At 52.3% G+C, this 12,128-nt stretch carries 13 protein-coding genes; 11 read left to right on the top strand and 2 right to left on the bottom strand.

Translation table 11 applies throughout. From position 1 onward, the window contains the following. Positions 1–25: 25 nt before the first annotated feature. Positions 26–1,066 (bottom strand): aldo/keto reductase, encoded by a 1,041-nt coding sequence (locus OGY04_RS10330; protein ID WP_032945003.1) that lies wholly within the window; start codon positions 1,064–1,066, stop codon positions 26–28. Positions 1,067–1,221: 155 nt separating this feature from the next. Here OGY04_RS10330 and yghX point away from each other — a divergent pair, with 155 nt between their 5' ends. The 11 genes from yghX to hybG all read left to right on the top strand — a co-directional run bounded on the left by yghX (position 1,222) and on the right by hybG (position 11,089). Beyond that, positions 1,222–2,109: a YghX family hydrolase gene (gene yghX / locus OGY04_RS10335; protein ID WP_020996329.1), complete on the top strand. Its 888-nt coding sequence runs from the start codon at positions 1,222–1,224 to the stop codon at positions 2,107–2,109. 215 nt (positions 2,110–2,324) lie between these two features. Beyond that, positions 2,325–3,965, top strand: coding sequence for a methyl-accepting chemotaxis protein (locus tag OGY04_RS10340; protein WP_008785806.1), 1,641 nt, complete (start codon positions 2,325–2,327; stop codon positions 3,963–3,965). Positions 3,966–4,049: 84 nt separating this feature from the next. Next, complete coding sequence (locus tag OGY04_RS10345; RefSeq protein WP_003024490.1) at positions 4,050–4,337, top strand: DUF2623 family protein; 288 nt, start codon at positions 4,050–4,052, stop codon at positions 4,335–4,337. 188 nt (positions 4,338–4,525) lie between these two features. After that, on the top strand, positions 4,526–5,644 hold the full coding sequence (gene hybO / locus OGY04_RS10350; RefSeq protein WP_003024486.1) for a hydrogenase 2 small subunit: 1,119 nt from the start codon (positions 4,526–4,528) through the stop codon (positions 5,642–5,644). A gap of 2 nt (positions 5,645–5,646) precedes the next feature. Next, on the top strand, positions 5,647–6,633 hold the full coding sequence (hybA, locus tag OGY04_RS10355; protein WP_003828357.1) for a hydrogenase 2 operon protein HybA: 987 nt from the start codon (positions 5,647–5,649) through the stop codon (positions 6,631–6,633). Beyond that, entirely contained in the window at positions 6,623–7,801 is a 1,179-nt protein-coding gene (gene hybB, locus OGY04_RS10360) for a Ni/Fe-hydrogenase cytochrome b subunit (protein WP_003828354.1), read from the top strand. The genes hybA and hybB overlap by 11 nt, the downstream gene beginning before the upstream one ends. After that, entirely contained in the window at positions 7,798–9,501 is a 1,704-nt protein-coding gene (hybC, locus tag OGY04_RS10365) for a hydrogenase 2 large subunit (protein ID WP_286585233.1), read from the top strand. The genes hybB and hybC overlap by 4 nt, the downstream gene beginning before the upstream one ends. Then, on the top strand, positions 9,501–9,995 hold the full coding sequence (locus OGY04_RS10370; protein WP_032944999.1) for a HyaD/HybD family hydrogenase maturation endopeptidase: 495 nt from the start codon (positions 9,501–9,503) through the stop codon (positions 9,993–9,995). The genes hybC and OGY04_RS10370 overlap by 1 nt, the downstream gene beginning before the upstream one ends. Next, positions 9,988–10,476 carry a hydrogenase-2 assembly chaperone gene (gene hybE / locus OGY04_RS10375; RefSeq protein WP_234692379.1) on the top strand — a complete coding sequence of 163 codons (489 nt, stop codon included), beginning with the start codon at positions 9,988–9,990 and terminating at the stop codon, positions 10,474–10,476. The genes OGY04_RS10370 and hybE overlap by 8 nt, the downstream gene beginning before the upstream one ends. Continuing rightward, entirely contained in the window at positions 10,469–10,810 is a 342-nt protein-coding gene (hypA, locus tag OGY04_RS10380; RefSeq protein WP_003828349.1) for a hydrogenase maturation nickel metallochaperone HypA, read from the top strand. Before hybE ends, hypA begins: the two co-directional genes overlap by 8 nt. A gap of 30 nt (positions 10,811–10,840) precedes the next feature. Next, on the top strand, positions 10,841–11,089 hold the full coding sequence (gene hybG / locus OGY04_RS10385; RefSeq protein ID WP_003024459.1) for a hydrogenase maturation factor HybG: 249 nt from the start codon (positions 10,841–10,843) through the stop codon (positions 11,087–11,089). Between the two features lie 94 nt (positions 11,090–11,183). Here hybG and yghU read toward each other — a convergent pair whose 3' ends face one another. Further along, positions 11,184–12,050, bottom strand: coding sequence for a glutathione-dependent disulfide-bond oxidoreductase (gene yghU, locus OGY04_RS10390; protein WP_008785803.1), 867 nt, complete (start codon positions 12,048–12,050; stop codon positions 11,184–11,186). Positions 12,051–12,128 lie beyond the last annotated feature (78 nt).

The raw sequence follows: 12,128 nt of genomic DNA on the forward strand, positions 1-12,128 counted from the left end.
CTACCCGGCACGGTATTACCTACGGCTATTTGTCAGATGAGGCCTGCCACAGGTTCAGCTTACCGTCCGCGACGTGCTTATCGATCTGCGCCAGTTCTTCGGCGCTGAACGTCAGATTCGCCAGCGCCTGAACGTTTTCTTCCAGTTGCTCCGGTCGACTGGCGCCAATCAATACCGACGTTACCCTGTTGTCTTTTAGCAGCCAGCTTAAGGCCATTTGTGCCATCGACTGTCCACGCTGTTGCGCCATCTCATTAAGCAAACGCAGGCTGGTAAGGTTTTCTTCCGTCAGCATGTTTTCCGTTAACCCACGAACCTTTTTCCCTTCACGCTGCATGCGTGAACCTTCCGGAATACCGTTGAGGTATTTCCCCGTCAGCAGTCCCTGAGCCAGCGGCGTAAATGCGATGCAGCCCATGCCGTTGGATTCCAGCGTATCCAGCAGGCCGCTGCTGTCTACCCAGCGGTTAAGCAGGTTGTAAGACGGCTGATGGATCAGCAATGGAATTTTCCATTCCCGCATCAACTCGGCCATTTTCTGCGTACGTTCCGGAGAATAGGATGAGATGCCGACATACAGCGCTTTACCGCTTTGCACGGCGTGGGCCAGCGCCGAGGCGGTCTCTTCCATTGGCGTATTTTCGTCAACGCGGTGAGAGTAGAAGATATCGACATAGTCGAGACCCATGCGTTTCAGACTCTGGTCGAGGCTGGCGAGCAGGTATTTGCGCGAACCGCCAGAACCGTATGGCCCAGGCCACATGTCATAGCCTGCCTTGGTGGAGATAATCAGTTCATCGCGATAGTGTGCAAAATCCTCGCGCAGTAATCGGCCAAAATTCTCTTCTGCGCTGCCTGGTGGCGGCCCATAGTTATTGGCTAAATCAAAATGCGTGATGCCTAAATCAAATGCTTTACGCAACAGGGCGCGCTGTGAATCCAGCGCCTGAACGTGCCCAAAACTGTGCCATAAACCCAGCGATAGCGCGGGTAAACGCAAACCGCTGCGCCCACAGTAGCGATAGAGCATCTGCTCGTAACGTTCAGGATTGGCAAACCAAGCCATGAGATCTCCTTAGTGCAGGTGAATTTCGAAACAACGTTTCTATTCTAGCGGGTTCACGGTGAATATCCCGTTCACCAGGTCACACTGAGATGAAAAACTGGGCAAAAACAGGTCACTGTGCTTTGCTTAAAAAAACACCAATCAGGAGTGCGACGATGCCGCGTTTGACTGCCAAAGATTTTCCGCAAGAACTGCTCGACTACTATGACTATTACGCGCATGGCAAAATAACGAAACGCGAGTTTCTCAATCTGGCAGCGAAATATGCAGTGGGTGGCATGACGGCGTTGGCTTTATTCAATTTATTGAAACCCAACTATGCCCTCGCAACGCAGGTAGAATTTACCGATCCCGATATTTTGGCGGAATATATTACCTATCCTTCGCCTGAAGGGCATGGTGATGTGCGGGGGTATTTAGTTAAACCTGCGAAGGTGACAGGGAAAGTTCCGGCGGTGGTGGTAGTGCATGAGAATCGTGGGCTGAATCCGTATATTGAAGATGTGGCGAGACGGGTGGCGAAGGCGGGCTTTATGGCACTTGCACCGGATGGATTAAGTTCGGTAGGAGGATATCCTGGCAATGATGATAAAGGTCGGGAATTGCAGCAGCAGGTTGATCCCGTAAAGTTGATGAATGATTTTTTTGCCGCCATTGAATTTATGCAACATTATTCAGGGACGACGGGAAAGGTAGGTATTACCGGATTTTGCTACGGTGGTGGTGTGTCGAATGCCGCTGCTGTGGCTTTCCCTGAACTGGCCTGCGCGGTGCCTTTTTATGGGCGGCAGGTTCCTGCATCAGATGTCCCTAAAATAAACGCGCCTTTATTACTGCACTATGCGCAATTAGACACACGTATTAATGAGGGATGGCCTGCCTATGAAGCGGCGCTTAAGGCCAATAAGAAAGTCTATGAAGCCTATATCTATCCCGGTGTTAATCATGGCTTTCACAACGATTCGACCCCCCGTTATGATAAAGCTGCCGCTGATTTAGCCTGGGAACGTACTCTTGCGTGGTTTAACAAATATTTGCGATAGAAAACAATAGATTATTTAATGCTTATAACTAATTACCTGAATAATAATGCTACCTAATTTCATTAGCATTCATATTGATATAGTGTGGAGAGATAGTGGATGTACTTAAGAAAGTAAAAAAATAAAGAACGCATTATATCTTCTCTACTGCCTGCCGATAACAAGGATAAGTATCGCCTGATGGCGAATTCCTCATCAACGGCAAGGAAATTATTATGCGTTTGCTGAAAAACTTCACTATTCGTATTGTCATGTTGGCAATACTGGGACTTTTTTGCCTGCTCTGGTCGGGCGTGGGTTTATTCAGTCTTCATTCGTTATCAAAAATATCTGAAGGCAATGATATTGACCGTCATCTTGTCCATCAGATGACGGTTCTCAGTCAGGGTAACGATCAGTACTTTCGCTTCGTAACGCGCTTAAGTCGCGCCATGGATGTCAAAATGAGTGGCGGAACGCCTGATTTTGCGCCAGCGCAACAGTCCCTGGAGAATATGAGCAAAAAACTCCAGGAGATGAAAACGTTGTCTCCGGGACCAATGGATCCTGACGTCGCTAACGCAGTACTGACGAAGTGGCAGGCGCTGCTGGACAACGGCGTGATCCCGCAAATGCAACTGGCGCAGCAGGGCACGCTTACGGCCTTTGCGGAGCATGCCAGCACTATTACACCCGCGTTGAGCCGTGAATTTGGCGCCAGTGCCGAGCGTTTTAACGCCACGGCAGGTGAGCGACTCGATACCACCCGCGTGATGGTCGATGGCAAAACCTCTATCATCCGGACGCTAATTATCACCGCCGTTATTCTTGGGATTGCCCTCCTTTTCTTTACCGACCGCTACCTTGTTTCCATGATGGTGAAACCGCTGGGACGTATTCGCCAACAGTTCCAGCAGATTGCGCAGGGCGATCTCAGCCATCCCATCGAAGATTTTGGTCGTAACTGTGTGGGTCAACTGGTGCCGTTATTGTGCGCGATGCAGGATAGCCTACGTGAAGCCGTCAGTACCATCCGTTCAGGTAGTGACAACATCTGGCGAGGGGCGACGGAAATTTCGACCGGCAATAACGATCTCTCCTCACGTACTGAAGAGCAGGCTGCGGCTCTGGAAGAGACCGCTGCCAGCATGGAGCAACTGACCGCAACGGTAAAACTGAACGCAGAAAATGCGCGTGAAGCCAGCCAGCTTGCCGATACGGCCACAGAAACGGCAGGCAAAGGGAGCACGCTGGTTTCAGAAGTGGTTGAGACGATGGACGGCATTGCCGCCAGCTCTAAACAGATCGCGGAAATCACGTCAGTTATTAATAGCATTGCTTTCCAGACCAACATTCTGGCGCTGAACGCGGCGGTTGAAGCTGCCAGGGCAGGCGAGCAGGGGCGCGGTTTTGCCGTCGTCGCCGGTGAAGTACGCAACCTTGCCAGTCGCAGCGCCGGGGCGGCGAAAGAGATTGAGACACTGATTGGCGAGTCATCGCGTCGTGTTGATCAGGGCGCTCGTCTGGTTAAAGAAACAGGATTAACCATGGAGGCGATTCTGCGCGGCGCCACCGAAGTGACTGTCATCATGAAGCAAATTGCCTCTGCCTCGGAAGAACAGAATAAGGGTATCTCGCAGGTGAGCGTGGCGATCACGCAGATGGACAGCGTAACGCAACAGAACGCTGCATTGGTAGAACAAGTTTCCGCCGCGGCAGTGGCGCTGGAACGACAAACAGAGGAGCTGCAACGCTCGGTGCAACAGTTCCGCCTTTCCGCTAATGATGTGCAATACGCAGCCAGCCAAACCACTTCCTCTTCAGCAGACAGCAAAACGTCTGCGGCCGCTAAAACGGATGAGTGGGTGTCCTTTTAAGCCGTTATAAAAAGTTCGTGATACCTCTGGTCTTTGCTTAAAAAATCGCTATATAATTTATTATATAGCGATTGGAGGTTATGCATGGACAACCATTTTGGTAAAGGCCTGATGGCCGGATTAAACGCCTCAAGTGCGGACAGTGCACGCTCGGTGGCGAATTTTTGTGCGGATTATAAGCGTGGTTTTGTGCTGGGATTTTCACATCGAATGTTTGAAAAAACGGGCGATCGACAGCTCAGCGCGTGGGAAGCGGGGATCCTGACGCGCCGTTATGGGCTGGATAAAGAGATGGTGATGGATTTCTTTAAAGAGAACCAGTCCAGTACAACAATTCGGTTTTTCATGGCTGGCTATCGACTCGAAGCTTGATCCGAAAGGGGTATTATCTTGCTTTAATTAATTACACTATTGACCTACGCCTTCGTTTTGTTGCTCCGCCGAAGTATTATAATGCACATAACCATATAAAAAGTGTGGTAATGGCGCGCCGATCGCAATATGCAACATGCGAATGGTGCAAAATAAAAGCCAGGTCTTCGCAACGGAATAACTATAAAATGACTGGAGATAACTCTCTCATCAATTCGAGCGGCATTAATCGCCGTGATTTCATGAAGCTTTGTGCAGCACTGGCCGCTACCATGGGGCTCAGTAGCAAAGCCGCCGCAGAAATGGCCGAATCAGTTTCTCGTCCTCAGCGCCCACCGGTTATCTGGATTGGTGCTCAGGAGTGTACGGGTTGTACTGAATCGCTGCTTCGCGCGACACACCCTACAGTGGAAAACCTCGTTCTGGAGACAATCTCTCTGGAATACCATGAGGTGCTCTCTGCCGCCTTCGGCCATCAGGTCGAAGAGAACAAACATAACGCTCTGGAGAAGTACAAAGGGCAATATGTTCTGGTAGTAGATGGTTCTATCCCACTGAAAGATAATGGCATTTACTGCATGGTTGCCGGCGAGCCGATCGTGGATCACATCCGCCGGGCCGCAGAAGGCGCAGCCGCTATCATTGCCATCGGCTCTTGCGCCGCATGGGGTGGTGTTGCTGCCGCTGGCGTTAACCCAACGGGTGCCGTCGGCCTGCAAGAAGTTCTGCCAGGCAAAACCATCATCAACATTCCCGGCTGTCCGCCGAACCCGCATAACTTCCTCGCAACGGTCGCGCATATCATCACTTATGGTAAGCCGCCGAAGCTGGATACCAAAAACCGTCCGACATTCGCCTATGGCCGTTTGATTCACGAACACTGCGAACGTCGCCCGCACTTCGATGCTGGTCGTTTTGCTAAAGAGTTTGGTGATGAAGGCCACCGCGAAGGTTGGTGCCTCTACCATCTGGGCTGTAAAGGACCAGAAACCTACGGCAACTGCTCAACGCTGCAATTCTGCGATGTGGGCGGCGTGTGGCCGGTGGCTATCGGTCACCCTTGCTACGGCTGTAACGAAGAAGGCGTCGGCTTCCATAAAGGTATTCACCAGCTTGCTCACGTGGAAAACCAAACGCCGCGTTCCGAGAAACCTGACGTCAACATGAAAGAAGGCGGCAATGTTTCTGCCGGAGCGATTGGACTGCTGGGTGGCGTAGTAGGACTGGTTGCCGGTGTCAGCGTGATGGCGGTTCGTGAACTGGGGCGTCAGCAGAAGAAAGATAACGCTGACTCACGGGGAGAATAACCGTGAACAGACGTAACTTTATTAAAGCAGCCTCCAGCGGGGCATTGCTGTTGGGCGCAGCGCCGTCCATCAGCCATGCGGCTGCAGAAAACCGTCCGCCGATCCCAGGTTCTCTTGGGATGCTCTATGACTCGACGCTGTGCGTAGGCTGCCAGGCCTGTGTCACCAAGTGTCAGGATATCAACTTCCCGGCGCGTAACCCGGAAGGCGAGCAAACCTGGTCGAACAACGACAAACTGTCGCCGTATACCAATAACATCATTCAGGTGTGGCGTAGCGGAACAGGCGTTAACAAAGACCAGGAAGAAAATGGCTACGCATACATCAAGAAACAGTGCATGCACTGTGTTGATCCGAACTGCGTTTCCGTTTGCCCGGTCTCCGCGCTGAAAAAAGATCCGAAAACCGGCATCGTCCATTATGACAAAGATGTCTGCACGGGCTGTCGTTACTGCATGGTCGCCTGCCCGTACAACGTGCCTAAGTACGACTACAACAACCCGTTTGGTGCACTTCACAAATGTGAACTGTGTAACCAGAAAGGCGTTGAGCGTCTGGACAAAGGTGGTTTACCGGGTTGTGTTGAAGTGTGCCCAGCCGGTGCGGTGATTTTTGGTACGCGTGAAGAGCTGATGGCTGAGGCGAAAAAACGTCTCGCGCTGAAGCCTGGTAGCGAATACCACTATCCGCGTCAGACGGTGAAAGCAGGCGATACCTATCTGCATACGGTACCGAAGTACTACCCGCACCTGTACGGTGAGAAAGAAGGTGGTGGTACGCAGGTTATGGTACTGACGGGTGTTCCTTACGAGGATTTGGATCTGCCGAAGCTGGATGATCTTTCAACTGGTGCGCGTTCCGAACATGTTCAACATTCCCTGTACAAGGGCATGATATTACCCCTGGCTGCGCTGGCGGGCTTAACCGTGCTGGTTCGTCGTAACACGAAAAACGACCATCACGATGGAGGAGACGATCATGAGTCATGATCCTAAACCGCTGGGCGGAAAAATAATCAGCAAACCGGTCATTATTTTTGGGCCGCTTATCGTCCTGTGTATGCTCCTGATCGTGAAACGTCTGGTCTTCGGACTGGGCTCAGTCTCCGATCTGAACGGCGGTTTCCCATGGGGGGTATGGATCGCGTTTGACCTGTTGATTGGTACTGGCTTCGCGTGCGGCGGTTGGGCGCTGGCGTGGGCGGTGTACGTTTTCAACAGAGGACAATACCATCCGTTGGTTCGTCCGGCGCTGCTGGCGAGCCTGTTTGGCTACTCGTTGGGTGGTCTGTCGATCACCATTGACGTCGGTCGTTACTGGAACCTGCCGTATTTCTACATTCCGGGCCACTTCAACGTGAACTCGGTACTGTTCGAAACGGCGGTCTGTATGACCATCTATATCGGCATCATGGCGCTGGAATTTGCTCCGGCTCTGTTTGAACGCTTGGGGTGGAAAGTTTCCCTCAAACGTTTGAATAAAGTGATGTTCTTTATTATTGCCCTCGGCGCGCTGCTGCCAACCATGCACCAGTCTTCAATGGGTTCATTGATGATTTCTGCGGGTTATAAGGTGCATCCGCTATGGCAAGCTTATGAAATGCTGCCGCTTTTCTCGGTATTAACCGCCTTTATTATGGGCTTCTCGATCGTCATCTTTGAAGGCTCGTTGGTACAAGCCGGTCTGAAAGGTAACGGTCCGGACGAGAAAAGTTTGTTCATCAAGCTGACGAATACCATCAGCGTGCTGCTGGCTATTTTCGTCGTCCTGCGCTTTGGCGAACTGATCTATCGCGACAAGCTGTCCTATGCGTTCTCAGGCGATCTTTACTCCCTGATGTTCTGGCTTGAAGTCGTGCTGATGGTCTTCCCGCTGGTGGTGCTGCGCGTCACTAAGCTGCGTAATGACTCGCGCATGCTGTATCTGTCTGCGCTGAGCGCATTGCTGGGTTGTGCAACATGGCGTCTGTCCTATTCGCTGGTGGCGTTCAATCCTGGTGGTGGCTACCACTACTTCCCAACCTGGGAAGAGCTGTTGATTTCTATTGGTTTTGTGGCTATTGAGATTTGTGCATACATCGTACTCATTCGTCTACTGCCGATACTTCCTCCTTTAAAACAAAACGATCAAAATCGTCATGAGGCGAGCAAAGCATGAGCCAGAGAATTACTATTGATCCGGTAACCCGTATTGAGGGTCATTTACGCATCGACTGCGAAATCGAAAATGGCGTGGTATCTAAAGCATGGGCTTCCGGTACCATGTGGCGCGGCATGGAAGAGATCGTGAAAAACCGCGATCCGCGCGATGCCTGGATGATTGTGCAGCGTATCTGTGGCGTTTGTACGACCACTCACGCTATCTCTTCCGTTCGTGCAGCAGAAAGTGCGCTGAATATTGATGTTCCGGTGAACGCACAGTATATCCGTAACATCATTCTGGCCGCGCACACCACGCATGACCACATTGTTCACTTCTATCAGCTGTCTGCGCTGGACTGGGTGGATATCACCTCTGCTCTGAAAGCTGACCCAGCGAAAGCGTCTGCCATGCTGAACGGCGTGTCCTCCTGGCACCTGAACAGCGCAGAAGAGTTCACCAAGGTTCAGAACAAGATCAAAGATCTTGTTGCCAGCGGTCAGTTAGGCATTTTTGCTAACGGTTGCTGGGGTCACCCGGCAATGCAGCTGCCGCCGGAAGTGAACCTGATTGCGGTCGCACACTACCTGCAAGCGCTGGAATGCCAGCGTGATGCCAACCGCGTTGTGGCACTGTTGGGCGGTAAAACGCCGCACATCCAGAACCTGGCGGTAGGTGGGGTTGCTAACCCAATTAACCTTGACGGCCTCGGTGTGCTGAACCTTGAACGCCTGATGTACATCAAGTCCTTCATCGATAAGCTGAGCGACTTCGTTGAGCAGGTGTACAAGGTTGATACCGCGGTTATTGCTGCGTTCTATCCTGAGTGGCTGGAACGTGGTCAGGGTGCGGTTAACTATCTGAGTGTGCCGGAATTCCCGACAGACGGTAAAAACGGCAGCTTCCTGTTCCCGGGCGGTTATATCACCGATGCTGATCTGTCGACCTATCGTCCGATCACCTCTCACTCCGATGAGTACCTGATCAAAGGGATTCAGGAGAGTGCGAAACACGCGTGGTACAAAGATGAAGCGCCGCAGGCTCCGTGGGAAGGCACAACGGTTCCTGATTACACCGGTTGGTCAGATGACGGCAAATACTCCTGGGTTAAAGCACCGACCTTCTACGGTAAAACGGTTGAAGTGGGTCCGCTGGCCAACATGCTGTGTAAACTGGCGGCCAAACGCGAGTCTACCCATGCCAAGCTGAATGAAATCATCGCGATTTACACCAAGCTGACCGGTAAAACTATCGAAGTGTCGCAGTTGCACTCTACGCTGGGCCGTATTATTGGCCGTACCGTTCACTGCTGTGAACTGCAGAACGTTCTGCAGGATCAGTACAATGCGCTGATTGTGAACATCGGTAAAGGCGACCACACCACCTTCGTGAAACCGGATATTCCGGCAACAGGCGAATTCAAAGGTGTTGGTTTCCTCGAAGCGCCACGCGGTATGCTGTCTCACTGGATGGTGATTAAAGACGGCATTATCAGCAACTACCAGGCGGTTGTACCGTCAACCTGGAACTCTGGCCCACGTAACTTTAATGATGAAGTGGGACCGTATGAGCGCTCGCTGGTAGGTACGCCGATTGCCGATCCAAACAAACCGCTGGAAGTGGTTCGTACCATTCACTCCTTCGACCCTTGTATGTCATGTGCGGTGCATGTGGTGGACGTTGACGGGAACGAAGTGGTCTCAGTTAAGGTTCTGTAATGCGGATATTAGTCTTAGGGGTCGGCAATATTTTGCTGACCGACGAAGCCATCGGGGTACGTATCGTTGAGGCATTAGAGCAACGGTACATCCTGCCAGACTTTGTTGATGTTCTGGACGGTGGTACGGCTGGGATGGAGCTTCTCGGCGATATGGCGAACAGAGATCATCTGATCATTGCTGACGCCATTGTGTCGAAGAAAAACACGCCAGGAACGATGATGGTCCTGCGGGATGAAGAGATCCCGGCGCTGTTTACTAACAAAATCTCACCGCACCAGCTTGGCCTGGCCGACGTATTGTCGGCCCTGCGTTTTACCGGCGAGTTTCCGAAAAAGCTGACCTTAGTCGGCGTTATTCCGGAATCGCTGGAACCGCATATCGGGCTAACGCCAACGGTTGAAGCGATGATTGAACCTGCGCTGGAGCAGGTTCTTGCCGCGCTTCGCGAATCAGGCGTTGAAGCGATCCCTCGGGAGGCGGCTCATGTCTGAGGAGTTTGTCGGTTTTCAGACGGCCCCGAAGACGCAGATTCAGGCAGCGTTTGAAGAGGTTGCCCGGCGTTCGATGCACGATCTCTCTTTCTTGCATCCGAACATGCCGGTATATGTCTCTGATTTTACGCTGTTTGAAGGACAGTGGACGGGGTGTGTTATCACACCCTGGATGCTCAGCGCACTGATTTTCCCCGGACCGGACCAGATCTGGCCGGTGCGTAAAGTCAGCGAAAAAATCGGGCTGCGTCTGCCGTATGGCGAGATGACCTTTACCGTTGGTGAACTGGATGGCGTATCGCAATACCTTTCCTGTTCACTGATGTCGCCGCTTTCGCACAGTATGTCGGTGCAAGAAGGTGTGCGTCTGACTGACGATTGCGCGCGCATGCTGTTATCGCTGCCGGTGAGCGATCCGAATGCGCCGCAGCTAAATCGCCGCGCGCTGCTGCTGGGTCGTCGGAACTGCGAAAATGCATGAGCTGTCCCTTTGTCAGAGCGCGGTTGAGATTGTTCAACAGCAGGCAGAGCAGCACGGTGTCAAACGTGTAACCGGCGTTTGGCTGGAAATCGGAGCGCTCTCGTGCGTTGAAGAGAGCGCCGTCCGTTTCAGTTTCGACATCGTCTGTCAGGGCACGCTGGCGCAAGGGTGTGAGTTGCATATTGATTACAAACCAGCCCAGGCATGGTGCTGGGATTGCAGTCAGGTTGTGGAAATCACCCAGCATGATGCGCAGTGTCCACTATGTCAGGGCGATCGTCTGCGGGTTGATGCAGGCGATTCACTGAAAGTGAAAAGTATTGAAGTCGAATAACCCATAGGTTGCTATGGGGCGGAGTCAGATATGTGTATTGGAGTCCCTGGTCAGGTTCTGGCCGTTGGTGAAGATATTCACCAGCTTGCGCAGGTTGAAGTGTGCGGCATCAAACGTGATGTCAATATTGCCCTGATTTGTGAAGGTGATACCGCTGAGCTGGTCGGGCAATGGGTGCTGGTGCACGTAGGGTTCGCCATGAGCATCATTGATGAAGATGAAGCTAAAGCCACGTTAGACGCACTTCGCCGCATGGAGTACGACGTCACCAGCGCGTGACAATCGGTTAGTGCCTGATGGCGTTACGCTTATCAGGCCTACGCCTTCTATGTAGGCCGGATAAGGCATTTATGCCGCCATCCGGCATCTTGCGTTAACCCTGGCGCTTATCTTCGGTATTGGTGTCGAAGTCGCTGGCGTCATGACGTTCATGAAGCTGCTCGTTTAGCGGCCCGTTAGTGCGGTTTACAATACGACCTCGCTTAACTGCCGGACGCGCGGCAACCTCTTTTGCCCAGCGTTGCACGTGCTTGTAACTTCCTGCATCGAGGAACTCTGCCGCGTCGTACACGTTGCCCAGCACCACATTGCCAAACCACGGCCAAACCGCCATATCGGCAATGGTGTATTCATCTCCTGCCACAAACTGATTCTGTGCTAACTGCTTGTCCAGTACGTCGAGTAAGCGTTTGGCTTCCATCGTGAAGCGGTTAATAGCGTACTCGATTTTTACCGGCGCATAGTTATAGAAGTGACCAAAACCACCGCCGAGGAATGGCGCCGCGCCTTGTAGCCAGAACAGCCAGTTCAGCGTTTCAGTACGTTTTGCCAAATCCTGCGGCAGGAAATAACCGTATTTTTCCGCCAGATAGAGCAGGATTGCGCCAGATTCGAATACGCGAACCGGTGGGTTTTGCGAGTGGTCACGCAGTGCCGGGATCTTCGAGTTCGGATTCACTTCAACAAAGCCGCTGGAAAACTGATCGCCATCGCCGATGCGGATAATCCAGGCATCGTATTCTGCGCCTTTCACGCCCTGCGCCAGCAGCTCCTCCAGCATAATCGTCACTTTCTGCCCGTTTGGCGTCCCCAACGAATAGAGCTGTAGCGGATGCTTGCCAACCGGCAGCGTCTTCTCGTGGGTGGCGCCGGAAATCGGGCGGTTGATATTGGCGAATGCGCCGCCGTTCGATTTTTCCCACGTCCAGACTTTCGCGGGCTGATAGGTATTGTCTGACATATTGACCTGCCTTCTGAGTGGTTGTGTTGATGCAGTGTAGCAGTTAGGTAGAACTCAATTTAACAGATTGGGACTTTA

The sequence above is a fragment of the Citrobacter sp. Cpo091 genome (assembly GCF_030332645.1).
Classification (GTDB): Bacteria; Pseudomonadota; Gammaproteobacteria; order Enterobacterales; family Enterobacteriaceae; genus Citrobacter; species Citrobacter portucalensis.

Excerpts from the sequence above, each read along its gene's own strand:
- OGY04_RS10330 (WP_032945003.1), bottom strand. The coding sequence starts at position 1,066 with ATGGCTTGGTTTGCCAATCCTGAACGTTACGAGCAGATGCTCTATCGC.
- yghX (WP_020996329.1), top strand. The coding sequence starts at position 1,222 with ATGCCGCGTTTGACTGCCAAAGATTTTCCGCAAGAACTGCTCGACTAC.
- OGY04_RS10340 (WP_008785806.1), top strand. The coding sequence starts at position 2,325 with ATGCGTTTGCTGAAAAACTTCACTATTCGTATTGTCATGTTGGCAATA.
- OGY04_RS10345 (WP_003024490.1), top strand. The coding sequence starts at position 4,050 with ATGGACAACCATTTTGGTAAAGGCCTGATGGCCGGATTAAACGCCTCA.
- hybO (WP_003024486.1), top strand. The coding sequence starts at position 4,526 with ATGACTGGAGATAACTCTCTCATCAATTCGAGCGGCATTAATCGCCGT.
- hybB (WP_003828354.1), top strand. The coding sequence starts at position 6,623 with ATGAGTCATGATCCTAAACCGCTGGGCGGAAAAATAATCAGCAAACCG.
- hybC (WP_286585233.1), top strand. The coding sequence starts at position 7,798 with ATGAGCCAGAGAATTACTATTGATCCGGTAACCCGTATTGAGGGTCAT.
- OGY04_RS10370 (WP_032944999.1), top strand. The coding sequence starts at position 9,501 with ATGCGGATATTAGTCTTAGGGGTCGGCAATATTTTGCTGACCGACGAA.
- hybE (WP_234692379.1), top strand. The coding sequence starts at position 9,988 with ATGTCTGAGGAGTTTGTCGGTTTTCAGACGGCCCCGAAGACGCAGATT.
- hypA (WP_003828349.1), top strand. The coding sequence starts at position 10,469 with ATGCATGAGCTGTCCCTTTGTCAGAGCGCGGTTGAGATTGTTCAACAG.
- hybG (WP_003024459.1), top strand. The coding sequence starts at position 10,841 with ATGTGTATTGGAGTCCCTGGTCAGGTTCTGGCCGTTGGTGAAGATATT.
- yghU (WP_008785803.1), bottom strand. The coding sequence starts at position 12,050 with ATGTCAGACAATACCTATCAGCCCGCGAAAGTCTGGACGTGGGAAAAA.